We start from the raw sequence: 15,398 nt of genomic DNA, 5'->3' as shown, positions 1-15,398 counted from the left end.
CGGCGCCCTCCCGAACCTAGGAGACACCTTGAAGCGCGACATCCACCCCGAGTACGTCGAGACGCAGGTCAGCTGCACCTGTGGCGCGTCGTTCACCACCCGCAGCACGATCTCCAGCGGCACCGTCCGTGCCGAGGTCTGCTCCGAGTGCCACCCGTTCTACACGGGCAAGCAGAAGATCCTCGACACCGGTGGCCGTGTGGCCCGCTTCGAGGCCCGCTTCGGCAAGGCCGCCGGCTCCAAGAAGTAGCGAGTCACCGATCGCCGGTCCACGGCCGCGCCCCCGCCCGGGGGCAGGCCGGGACCGGCGTTTTTGGTCGCCCGCCCTTCACCCACGTACCAGCAGGAGCCCAAGATGTTCGAGGCCGTCGAGGAACTCGTCGCCGAGCACGCCGACCTGGAGACGAAGCTCGCCGATCCGTCGGTCCACTCCGACCAGGCGAACGCGCGCAAGCTGAACAAGCGTTACGCCGAGCTCACCCCGATCGTCGCCACGTACCGCTCCTGGAAGCAGACGGGCGACGACATCGAGACCGCGCGCGAGTTCGCCGCCGACGACCCCGACTTCGCCGCCGAGGTCAAGGAGCTGGAGCAGCAGCGCGAGACGCTCACCGAGAAGCTGCGTCTGCTCCTCGTCCCGCGTGACCCCAGCGACGACAAGGACGTCATCCTCGAGATCAAGGCGGGCGCGGGCGGCGACGAGTCCGCCCTGTTCGCCGGCGACCTGCTGCGCATGTACCTGCGCTACGCCGAGCGCGTCGGCTGGAAGACCGAGATCATCGACGCCACCGAGTCCGAGCTGGGCGGCTACAAGGACGTCCAGGTCGCGGTGAAGACCAAGGGCGGCCAGGGCGCCACCGAGCCCGGCCAGGGTGTGTGGGCGCGGCTGAAGTACGAGGGCGGCGTGCACCGCGTGCAGCGTGTGCCGGCCACCGAGTCGCAGGGCCGTATCCACACCTCCGCGGCGGGTGTCCTGGTGACGCCCGAGGCGGAGGAGGTCGATGTCGAGATCAACCCCAACGACCTGCGCATCGACGTCTACCGGTCCTCCGGACCGGGCGGGCAGTCCGTCAACACCACCGACTCCGCCGTGCGCATCACGCACATCCCGACCGGAGTCGTCGCCTCCTGCCAGAACGAGAAGAGCCAGCTGCAGAACAAGGAGCAGGCCCTGCGTATCCTGCGTTCCAGGCTGCTCGCCGCGGCGCAGGAGGAAGCGGAGAGGGAGGCCGCGGACGCCCGCCGCAGTCAGGTCCGCACCGTCGACCGCTCCGAGAAGATCCGTACGTACAACTTCCCGGAGAACCGCATCTCGGACCACCGCGTCGGCTTCAAGGCGTACAACCTGGACCAGGTCCTCGACGGCGACCTCGCCGCGCTGATCCAGGCCTGCGTCGACGCGGACTCGGCCGCCAAGCTCGCCGCCGCGTAAGCCGCGTGACCCTCGAAGACAGTCCGGAGGACCAGTGAACCTGCTGCTCGCCGAGGTGGCCCAGGCCACCCAGCGGCTCGCCGACGCCGGCGTGCCCTCGCCGCGCACCGACGCGGAGGAGCTCGCCGCGTTCGTGCACGGCGTCAAGCGCGGCGAGCTGCACGGTGTGAAGGACTCCGACTTCGACGCCCGGTACTGGGAGGTCATCGCCCGCCGCGAGGCCCGCGAGCCGCTCCAGCACATCACCGGACGGGCGTACTTCCGCTATCTGGAGCTCCAGGTCGGTCCCGGGGTGTTCGTGCCGCGGCCCGAGACGGAGTCGGTGGTCGGCTGGGCGATAGACGCGGTGCGGGCGATGGACGTCGTCGAGCCCTGCATCGTCGACCTGTGCACCGGCTCGGGGGCCATCGCGCTGGCGCTGGCGCAGGAGGTGCCGCGCTCGCGCGTGCACGCCGTGGAGCTGTCCGAGGACGCCCTGACGTGGACGCGCCGGAACATGGAGGGGTCCAGGGTCGAACTGCGCCAGGGAGACGCCCTGACGGCGTTTCCCGACCTCGACGGGCAGGTCGACCTGGTCGTCTCCAACCCGCCCTACATCCCGCTCACCGAGTGGGAGTACGTCGCCCCGGAGGCCCGCGACTACGACCCCGAGCTGTCGCTGTTCTCCGGCGAGGACGGGCTCGAGCTGATCCGCGGCCTGGAGCGCACCGCGCACCGGCTGCTGCGCCCCGGCGGAGTGGTCGTCGTCGAGCACGCCGACACCCAGGGCGGACAGGTCCCGTGGATCTTCGCCGAGGAACGCGGATGGGCCGACGCGGCCGACCACCCCGACCTGAACAAGCGACCCCGGTTCGCCACCGCCCGCAAGGCCCTGCCGTGAGCGTCCCGCATACTTCATCCCCCCGGCAGCACCCGTACGAGGAGGTCCGCCAGATGGCCCGGCGATACGACACCAACGACGCGACCGACCGCGCGACCGGTCTGCGCGAGGCCGCGTCCGCCGTCCGCCGGGGCGAGCTCGTGGTGCTGCCGACGGACACGGTGTACGGCATCGGCGCCGACGCGTTCACCTCGGAGGCCGTCGCCGATCTGCTGGAGGCCAAGGGCCGGGGCCGCACCATGCCCACGCCCGTCCTCATCGGCTCCCCGAACACGCTGCACGGGCTGGTGACCGACTTCTCCGAGATGGCCTGGGAACTGGTCGACGCCTTCTGGCCGGGCGCGCTGACGCTCGTCGCCCGGCACCAGCCGTCCCTGCAGTGGGACCTCGGGGACACCCGGGGGACCGTCGCCGTACGGATGCCGCTGCACCCGGTCGCCATCGAGCTGCTCACCGAGGTCGGGCCGATGGCCGTCTCGTCGGCGAACCTCACCGGCCACCCGGCGCCGGAGGACTGCGACGCCGCGCAGGAGATGCTCGGCGACTCCGTCTCCGTGTACCTCGACGGCGGGCCCACCCCGGGCAACGTGCCCTCCTCCATCGTCGACGTCACCCGTCCCGTGCCCGTGCTGCTGCGCGAGGGCGCGATCTCGCCGGACGAGCTGCGCAAGGTGGTACCCGACCTCGAGGTGGCGAATTGACGGCCCCTGAGGCGGGGCGTGGCATAGGCATCGAAGAATCCGGCGCGGAGATGACGACCACCTTCGGGTTTCCGCGCGACACCTTCCGCATCCTCCACGTCAGTACCGGAAACGTGTGCCGCTCGCCCATCACCGAGCGGCTGACCCGGCATTTCGTGAGCCAGCGGCTGGGGATCCTGGGCGGCGGGCTCATCGTGGAGAGCGCGGGCACCTGGGGGCACGAGGGTGCGGCGATGGAGGCGCACGCCGAGACCGTGCTGGGGGAGTTCGGGGCGGACGCCTCCGGCTTCGTGGGGCGGGAACTGCTGGATGACCATGTGATCCGGGCGGATCTGGTGCTGACCGCTACGCGGGACCATCGGGCGCAGGTCATCTCCATGGGGCATTCGGCGGGGCTGCGGACGTTCACGCTGAAGGAGTTCACGCGGCTGGTCAACGCCATCGATCCGGCGACGCTGCCTTCGCTGGACGAGGGGCTGGTCATGCGGGCGCGGGCTCTGGTGCGGGCGGCCGCGGCGCTGCGGGGGTGGTTGCTGGCGCCCACCGCCGAGGCGGACGAGGTGCACGACCCGTACGGGGCGCCGTTGCCGTTCTTCCAGTCCATCGGGGTGGAGATATACGAGGCGCTGGATCCTGTCGTCACGGCGCTGACCGGGGTGCGGACGCGGGCGTAGGCGCCCGGCTGCGGGGGCGGTGGAGGGAGCAGCGGGGGCGGCGTCGGTGGGGGCGGCCTACATTGGGCGTACGTCCGTGTCGACGTCCCGGGAGTTCGTGATGGCGGTCAGTCATGTTCTTGAGGCCGATGTACTGCGGCGGCAGGATCCCGAGCTGGCCGAGGTGCTGCTCGGGGAGCGGGAGCGGCAGTCGACCACGCTCCAGCTGATCGCCGCCGAGAACTTCATGTCGCCGGCCGTGCTGGCCACCCTCGGCTCGCCCCTCGCCAACAAGTACGCCGAGGGATACCCGGGCAACCGGCACCACGGCGGCTGCGAGATGGCGGACGCCGCCGAGCGCCTCGCCGTGGAGCGTGCCAAGGCGCTGTTCGGCGCCGAGCACGCCAACGTGCAGGCGCACTCCGGCTCGTCCGCCGTACTCGCCGCCTACGCCGCCCTGCTGCGCCCCGGCGACACCGTGCTCGCCCTCGGCCTGCAGCACGGCGGTCACCTCACCCACGGCTCGCCCGCCAACTTCTCCGGCCGCTGGTTCGACTTCGTCGGCTACGGCGTGGACGCGGAGAGCGGGCTCATCGACCACGAGCAGGTGCGCGCCCTGGCCCGTACGCACCGCCCCAAGGCGATCGTCTGCGGCTCCATCGCCTACCCCCGCCACATCGACTACGCCTTCTTCCGGGAGGTCGCCGACGAGGCCGGCGCCTGTCTCATCGCGGACGCCGCGCACCCCATGGGCCTGGTCGCCGGGGGAGTGGCGCCCAGTCCGGTGCCGTACGCGGACATCGTGTGCGCGACGACGCACAAGGTGCTGCGGGGCCCGCGCGGCGGCTTGATCCTGTGCGGCCGCGAGCTGGCCGGGCGCGTCGACCGTGCGGTGTTCCCCTTCACCCAGGGCGGTGCCCAGATGAACACCGTGGCGGCCAAGGCGGTGGCGTTCGGGGAGGCGGCGGCCCCGGCGTTCGCCGCGTACGCGCACCAGGTGGTCGCCAATGCGCGGGCGCTGGCCGCGGCGCTGGCCGCCGAGGGGCTGGCCGTCACCACCGGCGGTACGGACACCCACCTGATCACCGCCGACCCGGCCCCGCTCGGCGTCGACGGACGCGCCGCGCGCGGCCGGCTCGCGGCGGCCGGGCTGGTCCTGGACTCCTGTGCGCTTCCGCACGACGACGCCCGCGGGCTGCGCCTGGGCACCGCGGCCGTGACCACCCAGGGCATGGGCACCCGGGAGATGACGTTCGTCGGGGGACTGCTGGCGAGCGTGCTGCGGGGCGGGACGGACCCCGTGCGGGCCCGGGAGGACGTACGGGAACTGGCGGCCGCGTTTCCCCCGTACCCGCGCTGAAGGGGCCCTCACGGGGTAGACGCACCGGATGCACAGGCACACGTGCAACTATCGTCGCTACCCGGAAGTCCCCACCCGTATGCGCGCCTCGCTAGGGTGTGGGGCTGTGATGGCCAGCGAGACCTGTGGGGAAGCCTGTGCGTGAATACCTGCTGACGCTCTGCGTCACGGCGGCGGTGACGTACCTGCTGACCGGGCCGGTACGGAAGTTCGCGATCGTGGCCGGGGCGATGCCGGAGATCCGGGCCCGTGACGTGCACCGGGAACCCACTCCGCGGCTGGGCGGTATCGCGATGTTCTTCGGCCTGTGCGCGGGCCTGCTGGTCGCCGACCACCTCACCAATCTCAACCAGCTCTTCGAACGGTCCAACGAGCCGCGGGCGCTGCTCTCCGGGGCGGCGCTGATCTGGCTGATCGGCGTCCTGGACGACAAGTTCGAGATCGACGCCCTGATCAAGCTGGGCGGCCAGATGATCGCCGCGGGTGTGATGGTCGTGCAGGGTCTGACGATCCTGTGGCTGCCGATCCCGGGCGTCGGCTCGGTCGCGCTCACCCAGTGGCAGGGCACCCTGCTGACGGTCGCGCTGGTTGTCATCACCATCAACGCGGTCAACTTCGTCGACGGACTGGACGGTCTCGCGGCCGGGATGGTGTGCATCGCCGCGGCGGCGTTCTTCCTGTACGCCTACCGCATCTGGTACTCGTACGGCATCGAGGCGGCCGCCCCGGCGACGCTGTTCTCGGCCATCCTGATGGGCATGTGCCTGGGCTTCCTGCCGCACAACATGCATCCCGCGCGGATCTTCATGGGCGACTCCGGCTCGATGCTCATCGGCCTGGTGCTGGCGGCCGGCGCGATCTCCGTCACCGGGCAGGTCGACCCGGACGCGCTGAAGCTGTTCGCCGGTTCGGAGAAGGAGGCCGTGCACCAGACGGTGCCGGTCTACATCCCGCTGCTGCTGCCGCTGACCATCATCGCGGTGCCGGCCGCCGACCTGATCCTGGCCATCGTGCGGCGCACCTGGCGCGGCCAGTCGCCGTTCGCGGCCGACCGGGGCCATCTGCACCACCGGCTGCTGGAGATCGGCCACTCGCACAGCCGGGCGGTGCTGATCATGTACTTCTGGTCGGCGCTGATCGCCTTCGGCGCGCTCACCTACTCGGTGAACTCGGCGTCCATGTGGATCGTGCTGAGCGTCGTGGTGCTGAGCGCCCTCGGCCTGCTGCTGCTCCTGCTGCCCCGGTTCACCCCGCGCGCGCCCCGCTGGGCGCAGGCGGTCGTCCCCCCGCGCTACCGGCGCAGGGCCGCGGTGGAGGCGGAGGTGCCCGGGACCCCCGACGGCCCTGACGGCCCTGACGGCCCTGACGGCCCCGGCAGCCCGGAGGAGGAGGACGCCCCCCGCGCCCCGGTCGCCGCCGGTGTCTCGGGCGTCAACGGCGCCACCGCCCTCAGCCGCGGCGTGCACCTGGCCGACCGGGGGAAGGCCGGCAGCTCCCGCTAGAGGGGTGCGCGCTCCCGCTGAGGGGTGCCTCGCGGACATCACGGTCAAGGTAAGAATCCGGCTAGAGCATTGCCAAGTCGTGGGACTGCGATGGGGCACCCTTGGGGGTGCGAAGCGCCTCAATACCAGACAAGCCGCCCCGATGTGGGTCCTGGCGAGCGGGTTCACTCCGGTGCGTGATGTTCTGCACGCCCACTAGGTAAAGACTGCATCAAATAGTTTGTGATACCGTTCACGAGTCTCGCCGGAGAGGGCCGCGGAACCGTGGTGCGACGGTTCGTCGGCCGGAGGTAAACCACTCCATCCGGGGGACTACGCTCGTCCTCGACGACATCTCATGCGCCTCATGCCCCCTGTTCAAAGCGGAGTTCTGTCATGCCGTCCAACGACGTCCGGATCCTGATCCAGGCTGCCGTCCCCACCGCTGCCGTCGGTGCGGTCGCGGTCGCGGTCGGTGGTGCCGTCGAAGGCGGCCAGGGGGTGACCGGAGCGGCCATCGGGGCACTGCTTGTGATCCTTCTCATGGGGACCGGCCTGTTCGTCCTCCAGTGGATCGCCAAGTCGGTGCCGCACCTGTTCCAGGCGATGGGGCTGATGATGTACATGACGCAGATCCTGGTGATCTTCGTCTTCATCGCCCTCTTCAAGGACACGACCCTGTTCCACCCACAGGTCTTCGCCCTCTCGCTGCTCGTCGCCACCCTCACCTGGGTCGCCGCGCAGGCACGGGCCACGATGAAGGCCAAGACCTTCTACGTGGACCCCGAGCCGGCGACGGCCGCGAGCGGGGCGGACAAGACGGACACGTCGGAGCGGCCGGCGTGAGTCGTAGGGCCGGGATAAAGCAGCACCACGGACGGTGCTATCGTCCGGTGCCAACTGCGGCATCGCGGGCGCGGGCATCCGAGCTGACGCCTGTCACATCGCGAGGCGAGATGCCCCACCGCCGCCCTCCCATCCGTAACACCAGTCCCGTGCCGTACCGCGGCCCCGCGCCGCGCCGACACCACGAGGTTGCCGAATCCATGCGCCACGCTGAAGGAGCCCGCGGTGAGTGCTGACCCGACACAGGTGCTCGCCTTCGAGACCGACTGCCACATCTTCGACGGCTGTGGCTTCCCGTCTCCCGGGCTGCACTCGTTCCTGTTCGAGCCCCTCTGGGGTGACGGCGACAGCAACGTGTACTTCAACAAGCCCATGCTGCTGGCCCTGCTCGGCTCGATCGTCATCATCGGCTTCTTCTGGGCGGCCTTCCGCCGGCCCAAGGTCGTCCCCGGCAAGCTCCAGATGGTCGCCGAGACCGGCTACGACTTCGTCCGCCGCGGCGTCGTCTACGAGACGATGGGCAAGCGCGAGGGCGAGAAGTACGTCCCGTTCGTCGTCGCCCTGTTCTTCTTCGTCTGGATGATGAACCTCTGGTCGATCATCCCGCTCGCCCAGTTCCCGGTGACCTCGGTCATCGCGTACCCGATGGCGCTCGCGCTGATCGTCTACGTCGTGTGGGTCTCGCTGACCTTCAGGAAGCACGGCTTCGTCGGGGCCCTGAAGAACTTCACCGGCTACGACAAGTCGCTCGGTGCGGCCCTGCCGGTCGTCATGCTGATCGAGGCCTTCTCGAACCTGCTCGTGCGGCCCTTCACCCACGCCGTGCGACTCTTCGCGAACATGTTCGCGGGCCACATCCTGCTGGTGCTGTTCACCATCGCCAGCTGGTACCTGCTGAACGGCGTCGGCATCGCCTACGCCGGGGTCTCGTTCCTCATGGTCCTGGTGATGACCGCCTTCGAGCTCTTCATCCAGGCCCTGCAGGCGTACGTCTTCGTCCTGCTGACCGTTACCTACATCCAGGGCGCGCTCGCCGAGCAGCACTGAGCGTCCCGCACCCCCATTCGTCCGGTGGCCACCCCCACCGGTCCGTGAAGAAAAGGAAGAACCGGAATGTCCTACACCCTGGCCGCCGTCACCGGCTCGATCGCTTCCATCGGCTACGGCATCGCCGCGTTCGGCCCCGGCATCGGCGTCGGCATCATCTTCGGCAAGGGCACCGAGGCCCTCGCCCGCCAGCCCGAGGCCGCCGGCCTGATCCGTGCCAACCAGATCCTCGGCTTCGCCTTCTGTGAGGCGCTCGCCCTCATCGGTCTGGTCATGCCGTTCGTCTACGGCCGGTAATCACCTGATCCACGACCGGCCCACCAGACGAAAGGCACTCTGATATGAGCACACTGCTTCATATCGCGGCCGAGGAGAGTCAGAACCCCCTCGTCCCGCCGATCCCCGAGCTCGTCATCGGCCTGCTCGCCTTCGTCATCGTCTTCGGTTTCCTCGCCAAGAAGCTCCTCCCGAACATCAACAAGGTTCTGGACGAGCGCCGTGAGGCCATCGAGGGCGGTATCGAGAAGGCCGAGGCCGCTCAGACCGAGGCCCAGAGCGTCCTTGAGCAGTACAAGGCTCAGCTCGCCGAAGCCCGGCACGAGGCCGCGCGCCTGCGCCAGGAGGCGCAGGAGCAGGGCGCCACGCTCATCGCCGAGATGCGCGCGGAAGGCCAGCGGCAGCGTGAGGAGATCATCGCCGCCGGTCACTCGCAGATCGAGGCGGACCGCAAGGCGGCGGCGTCCGTGCTGCGCCAGGACGTCGGCAAGCTCGCCACCGACCTGGCCGGCAAGCTCGTCGGCGAGTCCCTCGAGGACCACGCCCGGCAGAGCCGTGTGATCGACCGCTTCCTCGACGACCTCGACCAGAAGGCCGAGGCCGCACGATGAACGGAGCGAGCCGCGAGGCCCTGGCAGCCGCACGTGAGCGTCTCGACGCGCTGACGGACTCCACGTCCGTGGACGCCGGCTCGCTCGCCGAAGAGCTGGCCTCCGTCACCGCGCTGCTCCACCGCGAGGTGTCGCTGCGCCGGGTCCTCACCGACCCGGCGCAGGCCGGAGAGGCCAAGGCCGAACTGGCCCGGCGTCTGCTCGGCTCGCAGGTCAGCGGCCCGGCCGCGGACCTGGTGGCCGGCCTGGTGCGCTCCCGCTGGTCGCAGTCCCGCGACCTGGTGGACGCGCTGGAGGCGCTGGCGGACGTCGCCGACCTCACCGGTGCGCAGAAGGCCGGCGCGCTCGACGACGTCGAGGACGAACTGTTCCGGTTCGGCCGGATCGTCTCCTCGAGCAACGAGCTGCGCGCCGCGCTGACCAACCGGAACGCCCCGGTCTCCTCCAAGAGCGAGCTGCTGCGCGGCCTGCTCGGGGGCAGGGCGAACGTGGCCACCGAGCGTCTGGTGACGCGTCTGGTGACCGCGCCCCGGGGACGTAGCCTGGAGTCGGGACTGGAGTCCCTGTCCAAGCTCGCCGCCGAGCGCCGGGACCGCATGGTGGCCGTCGTCACCTCCGCGGTGCCGCTGAGCGACCGGCAGAAGCAGCGCCTGGGCGAAGCCCTCGCGAAGCTCTACGGCCGCCGGATGCACCTCAACCTCGACGTCGACCCCTCGGTCGTCGGCGGGATCCGGGTGCAGGTCGGTGACGAGGTCATCAACGGTTCCCTGGCGGACCGGCTCGAGGACGCGAGCCGCCGGCTGGCGAGCTGAGCACCACACCACTTCATCAGCAGTACGCAATTACGGCCCTGGTTGGGCCGTGCAGAGGATTCACCTCTTTCAGGGGGGAGTCCCCATCCCCCCAAAGTGAAACTTCGGGCCCAACAAGGAGAGCAGGGAACTCAGATGGCGGAGCTCACGATCCGGCCGGAGGAGATCCGGGACGCGCTGGAGAACTTTGTCCAGTCGTACAAGCCGGACGCGGCCTCGCGCGAGGAAGTCGGTACGGTCAGCCTTGCCGGCGACGGCATCGCCAAGGTGGAGGGCCTGCCCTCGGCCATGGCCAACGAACTGCTGAAGTTCGAGGACGGCACCCTCGGCCTCGCCCTCAACCTCGAGGAGCGCGAGATCGGCTGCGTCGTCCTCGGTGAGTTCAGCGGTATCGAGGAGGGCCAGCCGGTCACCCGCACCGGCGAGGTCCTGTCCGTCGCCGTCGGCGAGGGCTACCTCGGCCGTGTGGTCGACCCGCTCGGCAACCCGATCGACGGCCTCGGCGAGATCGAGACCGAGGGCCGCCGCGCCCTCGAACTGCAGGCCCCCACGGTCATGCAGCGCAAGTCGGTGCACGAGCCGATGGAGACGGGCTACAAGGCCGTCGACGCCATGACCCCGATCGGCCGTGGCCAGCGTCAGCTGGTCATCGGCGACCGCCAGACCGGCAAGACGGCCCTGGCCGTCGACACGATCATCAACCAGCGTGACAACTGGCGCTCCGGCGACCCGAAGAAGCAGGTCCGCTGCATCTACGTCGCCATCGGCCAGAAGGGCTCCACCATCGCGTCCGTACGCGGCGCGCTGGAGGAGAACGGCGCGCTGGAGTACACGACCATCGTGGCCGCCCCGGCCTCCGACCCGGCCGGCTTCAAGTACCTGGCGCCGTACACCGGCTCGGCCATCGGCCAGCAGTGGATGTACGAGGGCAAGCACGTCCTGATCATCTTCGACGACCTGTCGAAGCAGGCCGACGCCTACCGCGCCGTGTCGCTGCTGCTGCGCCGCCCGCCGGGGCGCGAGGCCTACCCGGGCGACGTCTTCTACCTGCACTCCCGCCTGCTGGAGCGCTGCGCCAAGCTCTCCGACGCGGAGGGCGCCGGCTCGATGACCGGTCTGCCGATCGTCGAGACCAAGGCCAACGACGTGTCGGCGTTCATCCCGACCAACGTCATCTCCATCACCGACGGCCAGTGCTTCCTGGAGTCGGACCTGTTCAACGCCGGTCAGCGCCCCGCGCTGAACGTCGGTATCTCCGTCTCGCGAGTCGGCGGTTCCGCCCAGCACAAGGCGATGCGCCAGGTCTCCGGCCGTCTGCGCGTGGACCTCGCCCAGTTCCGTGAGCTGGAGGCGTTCGCCGCCTTCGGTTCCGACCTGGACGCCGCGTCGAAGGCGCAGCTGGAGCGCGGTCAGCGCATGGTCGAGCTGCTGAAGCAGAACCAGTACGAGCCGATGGCCACCGAGGACCAGGTCGTCTCCGTCTGGGCCGGCACCACCGGCCGGATGGACGAGGTGCCGGTCGCCGACATCCGCCGCTTCGAGAAGGAGCTCCTTGAGTACCTGCACCGCAAGGAGCAGGGCCTCATGACCTCCATCCGCGAGGGCGCCAAGATGTCCGACGACACGATCCAGGCGATCGCCGACGCCGTGGCGGAGTTCAAGAAGCAGTTCGAGACCAGCGACGGCAAGCTGCTCGGCGAGGACGCCCCGTCCGCCGCCAAGTGACGTAAGGAAGGGACCTGACTCATGGGAGCCCAGCTCCGGGTCTACAAGCGTCGCATCCGATCCGTCACCGCGACCAAGAAGATCACCAAGGCGATGGAGATGATCGCCGCCTCGCGCGTCGTCAAGGCGCAGCGCAAGGTGGCGGCCTCCACGCCGTACGCGCAGGAACTCACCCGCGCGGTCACGGCGGTCGGAACCGGGTCGGACACCAAGCACCCGCTGACCACGGAGGCGGAGAACCCGACCCGTGCCGCGGTCCTGCTCCTCACGAGCGACCGCGGTCTGGCCGGCGCCTTCAACTCCAACGCCATCAAGGCGGCGGAGCAGCTGACCGAGCGCCTGGAGCGCGAGGGCCGGCAGGTCGACACGTACATCGTCGGCCGGCGCGGTGTGGCCCACTACAACTTCCGCGAGCGCAAGATCGCGGAGACGTTCACGGGCTTCACCGACGAGCCCACGTACGCGGACGCCAAGAAGGTCGCGGCGCCGCTGATCGAGGCCATCGAGACCGAGACGGCCGACGGCGGCGTGGACGAGCTCCACATCGTCTACACCGAGTTCGTCTCGATGATGACGCAGACGGCGATCGGCTCCCGGCTGCTGCCCCTGCGCCTCGAAGAGGTCGCGCAGGCAGAGACATCTGCGGCTGACGCCGCGGGCGCCGTCAAGGACGAGGTCCGTCCGCTGTACGACTTCGAGCCCTCGGCGGAGGACGTCCTCGACGCTCTGCTGCCGAGGTACGTCGAGAGCCGGATCTACAACGCGATGCTCCAGTCGGCCGCTTCGAAGCACGCCGCCACGCGGCGCGCGATGAAGTCGGCCACCGACAACGCGGGCGAGCTGATCCACACGCTCTCCCGTCTTGCCAACGCGGCCCGCCAGGCCGAAATCACCCAGGAAATCAGCGAGATCGTCGGTGGCGCCAGTGCCCTGGCCGACGCGAACGCGGGGAGTGACAACTCATGACCACCACTGTTGAGACCGCGACGGCCACGGGCCGCGTCGCCCGGGTCATCGGCCCGGTCGTCGACGTGGAGTTCCCCGTCGACGCGATGCCGGAGATCTACAACGCGCTGCATGTCCAGGTCGCCGACCCGGCCAAGGACGGCGAGCTCAAGACGCTGACCCTCGAGGTCGCGCAGCACCTCGGTGACGGCCTGGTCCGCACCATCTCCATGCAGCCCACCGACGGTCTGGTCCGCCAGGCCCCGGTGACCGACACCGGCTCCGCCATCTCGGTGCCGGTCGGTGACTTCACCACCGGCAAGGTGTTCAACACCCTCGGTGAGGTGCTGAACTCCGACGAGGAGTACACGGGCGAGCGCTGGCCGATCCACCGCAAGGCGCCCAACTTCGACGAGCTCGAGTCGAAGACCGAGATGTTCGAGACCGGCGTCAAGGTCATCGACCTTCTCACCCCGTACGTCAAGGGTGGAAAGATCGGTCTGTTCGGCGGTGCCGGCGTCGGCAAGACGGTGCTCATCCAGGAGATGATCTACCGCGTCGCCAACAACCACGACGGTGTGTCGGTGTTCGCCGGTGTCGGTGAGCGCACCCGTGAGGGCAACGACCTCATCGACGAGATGAGCGAGTCGGGCGTCATCGACAAGACCGCCCTGGTCTTCGGCCAGATGGACGAGCCCCCGGGCACCCGTCTGCGCGTCGCGCTGGCCGGCCTCACCATGGCCGAGTACTTCCGTGACGTCCAGAAGCAGGACGTGCTGTTCTTCATCGACAACATCTTCCGCTTCACCCAGGCGGGCTCCGAGGTGTCGACCCTGCTCGGCCGTATGCCCTCCGCGGTGGGCTACCAGCCGAACCTGGCCGACGAGATGGGTCTCCTCCAGGAGCGCATCACCTCGACCCGTGGTCACTCGATCACCTCGATGCAGGCGATCTACGTCCCCGCGGACGACCTGACCGACCCGGCCCCGGCCACCACCTTCGCCCACCTCGACGCGACGACGGTGCTCTCCCGTCCGATCTCGGAGAAGGGCATCTACCCGGCCGTGGACCCGCTGGACTCGACGTCCCGCATCCTCGACCCGCGGTACATCGCGGCGGACCACTACAACGCCGCGCTGCGCGTGAAGAACATCCTGCAGAAGTACAAGGACCTGCAGGACATCATCGCGATCCTCGGTATCGACGAGCTCGGCGAGGAGGACAAGCTCGTCGTCCACCGTGCCCGTCGCGTGGAGCGCTTCCTGTCCCAGAACACCCACGTCGCCAAGCAGTTCACCGGCGTGGACGGTTCGGACGTGCCGCTGGACGAGTCGATCGCCGCGTTCAACTCGATCTGCGACGGTGAGTACGACCACTTCCCGGAGCAGGCGTTCTTCATGTGCGGTGGCATCGAGGACCTGAAGAAGAACGCGAAGGAGCTGGGCGTCTCCTGACCCCCGGATTGCGAAGTGAGTCCCACGACTCACTCCTGAGGGGGCGGGCTGCGTCCCGCCCCCTCCTCCTTGCCCACTAGACTTGTAACCAACACCCGGCACAACCGCCGGGTGGTGACCCGAGGAGCCACCTTGGCTGCTGAGCTGCACGTCGCGCTGGTCGCGGCCGACCGAGAGGTCTGGTCCGGCGAGGCCACCCTGGTCGTCGCGCGCACCACGTCCGGCGACATCGGCGTCATGCCCGGTCACCAGCCGCTGCTCGGTGTGCTGGAGTCGGGCCCGGTGACCATCCGTACGCGCGAGGGCGGGACCGTCGTCGCCGCGGTGCACGGCGGTTTCATCTCGTTCGCGGACGACAAGCTGTCGCTGCTGGCCGAGACCGCCGAGCTGGCGGACGAGATCGACGTCAAGAGCGTGGAGCAGGAGATCGCCCGCGCGAAGGCGGAGAACGATCCCGAGGCCGGGCGCCGCGCGGACGTCCGCCTGCGGGCGGCGACGGCGGGGCGTTGATACCAGCCCGATGAGTTGACGTCACTCAGCCGCGGCCGGCACCGGAGCGATCCGGAGCCGGTCGCGGCTGAGGCAGATCTGGATGATTTTTCCGTTCCGTTACCTAGGAGACGAGGAGGTCGGTGTCGATGGTCCTCGCTCTGACTGTGTGCGGAACTGTCGTGGTGCTCGTGGTGGCGGGACTCTTCGTCTTCGCTCTGCGCCGCCGGCTCATCCAGCGTTCCGGCGGCACCTTCGACTGCAGCCTGCGCTGGGACGCGCCGGAGACGGCCGGTGACTCCGGCGGCAAGGGCTGGGCGTACGGGGTGGCCCGCTACAACGGCGACCGGGTCGAGTGGTACCGCGTCTTCTCGTACGCGCCCCGCCCGCGCCGCGTCCTGGAGCGCTCCGCGATCGAGGTGGCCGGGCGCCGCGTCCCCGAGGGCGAGGAGGAACTGGCGCTGCTGTCGGACGCGGTGATCCTCGCCTGTCTGCACCGGGGGACGCGTCTCGAGCTCGCCATGAGCGAGGACGCGCTGACCGGTTTCCTCGCGTGGCTCGAGGCGGCCCCGCCGGGCCAGCGGGTGAATGTGGCCTGAAATCGCGTAACGCGGCGACTGTTCAGCCGTGACGTTGAACCATTTCGGTGGGCCCGCGTTTGTACTTGGGACGTCGCTCGGACGTCT

General features: G+C 69.6%; 17 protein-coding genes. All 17 read left to right on the top strand.

The window, feature by feature from the left end:
* Nucleotides 1-28 precede the first annotated feature (28 nt).
* Nucleotides 29-250, top strand: coding sequence for a 50S ribosomal protein L31 (gene rpmE / locus HTV45_RS21190; RefSeq protein WP_016438250.1), 222 nt, complete (start codon nt 29-31; stop codon nt 248-250).
* Between the two features lie 105 nt (nt 251-355).
* Nucleotides 356-1,432 (top strand): peptide chain release factor 1, encoded by a 1,077-nt coding sequence (gene prfA, locus HTV45_RS21185; protein ID WP_215207405.1) that lies wholly within the window; start codon nt 356-358, stop codon nt 1,430-1,432.
* 34 nt (nt 1,433-1,466) lie between these two features.
* Complete coding sequence (prmC, locus tag HTV45_RS21180) at nt 1,467-2,312, top strand: peptide chain release factor N(5)-glutamine methyltransferase (RefSeq protein ID WP_215207404.1); 846 nt, start codon at nt 1,467-1,469, stop codon at nt 2,310-2,312.
* 53 nt (nt 2,313-2,365) lie between these two features.
* Nucleotides 2,366-3,013, top strand: a complete 648-nt coding sequence (locus HTV45_RS21175) for an L-threonylcarbamoyladenylate synthase (protein WP_215207403.1) — start codon at nt 2,366-2,368, stop codon at nt 3,011-3,013.
* Entirely contained in the window at nt 3,010-3,687 is a 678-nt protein-coding gene (locus HTV45_RS21170) for a protein-tyrosine-phosphatase (protein WP_215207402.1), read from the top strand. Before HTV45_RS21175 ends, HTV45_RS21170 begins: the two co-directional genes overlap by 4 nt.
* Nucleotides 3,688-3,787: 100 nt before the next feature.
* Entirely contained in the window at nt 3,788-5,026 is a 1,239-nt protein-coding gene (gene glyA, locus HTV45_RS21165; protein ID WP_215207401.1) for a serine hydroxymethyltransferase, read from the top strand.
* Nucleotides 5,027-5,163: 137 nt separating this feature from the next.
* Nucleotides 5,164-6,528: an MraY family glycosyltransferase gene (locus tag HTV45_RS21160; RefSeq protein WP_215207400.1), complete on the top strand. Its 1,365-nt coding sequence runs from the start codon at nt 5,164-5,166 to the stop codon at nt 6,526-6,528.
* A gap of 375 nt (nt 6,529-6,903) precedes the next feature.
* Complete coding sequence (locus tag HTV45_RS21155) at nt 6,904-7,353, top strand: hypothetical protein (RefSeq protein ID WP_215207399.1); 450 nt, start codon at nt 6,904-6,906, stop codon at nt 7,351-7,353.
* Between the two features lie 210 nt (nt 7,354-7,563).
* Entirely contained in the window at nt 7,564-8,400 is an 837-nt protein-coding gene (gene atpB, locus HTV45_RS21150) for a F0F1 ATP synthase subunit A (protein ID WP_215207469.1), read from the top strand.
* Nucleotides 8,401-8,466: 66 nt separating this feature from the next.
* Nucleotides 8,467-8,697 (top strand): ATP synthase F0 subunit C, encoded by a 231-nt coding sequence (gene atpE, locus HTV45_RS21145; protein ID WP_215207398.1) that lies wholly within the window; start codon nt 8,467-8,469, stop codon nt 8,695-8,697.
* 44 nt (nt 8,698-8,741) lie between these two features.
* Nucleotides 8,742-9,287: a F0F1 ATP synthase subunit B gene (locus tag HTV45_RS21140; protein ID WP_215207397.1), complete on the top strand. Its 546-nt coding sequence runs from the start codon at nt 8,742-8,744 to the stop codon at nt 9,285-9,287.
* On the top strand, nt 9,284-10,099 hold the full coding sequence (locus tag HTV45_RS21135) for a F0F1 ATP synthase subunit delta (protein ID WP_215207396.1): 816 nt from the start codon (nt 9,284-9,286) through the stop codon (nt 10,097-10,099). Before HTV45_RS21140 ends, HTV45_RS21135 begins: the two co-directional genes overlap by 4 nt.
* Before the next feature lie 135 nt (nt 10,100-10,234).
* Nucleotides 10,235-11,824 carry a F0F1 ATP synthase subunit alpha gene (atpA, locus tag HTV45_RS21130; protein WP_215207395.1) on the top strand — a complete coding sequence of 530 codons (1,590 nt, stop codon included), beginning with the start codon at nt 10,235-10,237 and terminating at the stop codon, nt 11,822-11,824.
* A 21-nt stretch (nt 11,825-11,845) separates the two neighbouring features.
* Nucleotides 11,846-12,790, top strand: a complete 945-nt coding sequence (locus tag HTV45_RS21125; protein WP_215207394.1) for a F0F1 ATP synthase subunit gamma — start codon at nt 11,846-11,848, stop codon at nt 12,788-12,790.
* Nucleotides 12,787-14,223 (top strand): F0F1 ATP synthase subunit beta, encoded by a 1,437-nt coding sequence (atpD, locus tag HTV45_RS21120; protein WP_215207393.1) that lies wholly within the window; start codon nt 12,787-12,789, stop codon nt 14,221-14,223. Before HTV45_RS21125 ends, atpD begins: the two co-directional genes overlap by 4 nt.
* A gap of 132 nt (nt 14,224-14,355) precedes the next feature.
* Nucleotides 14,356-14,733 (top strand): F0F1 ATP synthase subunit epsilon, encoded by a 378-nt coding sequence (locus HTV45_RS21115; RefSeq protein WP_215207392.1) that lies wholly within the window; start codon nt 14,356-14,358, stop codon nt 14,731-14,733.
* Between the two features lie 128 nt (nt 14,734-14,861).
* A complete protein-coding gene (locus tag HTV45_RS21110; RefSeq protein WP_215207391.1) occupies nt 14,862-15,311 on the top strand; it encodes a DUF2550 domain-containing protein in 450 nt (149 codons plus the stop codon).
* The last annotated feature ends 87 nt before the right edge of the window (nt 15,312-15,398 follow it).

This window comes from Streptomyces sp. CHD11, assembly GCF_018638295.1.
GTDB lineage: Bacteria > Actinomycetota > Actinomycetes > Streptomycetales > Streptomycetaceae > Streptomyces.
Note: the sequence above shows the minus strand (reverse complement) of the source record. Positions and strands in the feature narration are given on the sequence as shown.

Bases quoted from the DNA above. Each gene is read 5' to 3' on its own strand.
- atpE (WP_215207398.1), top strand. From the start codon at position 8,467: ATGTCCTACACCCTGGCCGCCGTCACCGGCTCGATCGCTTCCATCGGC.
- glyA (WP_215207401.1), top strand. From the start codon at position 3,788: ATGGCGGTCAGTCATGTTCTTGAGGCCGATGTACTGCGGCGGCAGGAT.
- prfA (WP_215207405.1), top strand. From the start codon at position 356: ATGTTCGAGGCCGTCGAGGAACTCGTCGCCGAGCACGCCGACCTGGAG.
- HTV45_RS21155 (WP_215207399.1), top strand. From the start codon at position 6,904: ATGCCGTCCAACGACGTCCGGATCCTGATCCAGGCTGCCGTCCCCACC.
- HTV45_RS21125 (WP_215207394.1), top strand. From the start codon at position 11,846: ATGGGAGCCCAGCTCCGGGTCTACAAGCGTCGCATCCGATCCGTCACC.
- atpA (WP_215207395.1), top strand. From the start codon at position 10,235: ATGGCGGAGCTCACGATCCGGCCGGAGGAGATCCGGGACGCGCTGGAG.
- HTV45_RS21140 (WP_215207397.1), top strand. From the start codon at position 8,742: ATGAGCACACTGCTTCATATCGCGGCCGAGGAGAGTCAGAACCCCCTC.
- HTV45_RS21175 (WP_215207403.1), top strand. From the start codon at position 2,366: ATGGCCCGGCGATACGACACCAACGACGCGACCGACCGCGCGACCGGT.
- HTV45_RS21110 (WP_215207391.1), top strand. From the start codon at position 14,862: ATGGTCCTCGCTCTGACTGTGTGCGGAACTGTCGTGGTGCTCGTGGTG.
- atpD (WP_215207393.1), top strand. From the start codon at position 12,787: ATGACCACCACTGTTGAGACCGCGACGGCCACGGGCCGCGTCGCCCGG.
- HTV45_RS21135 (WP_215207396.1), top strand. From the start codon at position 9,284: ATGAACGGAGCGAGCCGCGAGGCCCTGGCAGCCGCACGTGAGCGTCTC.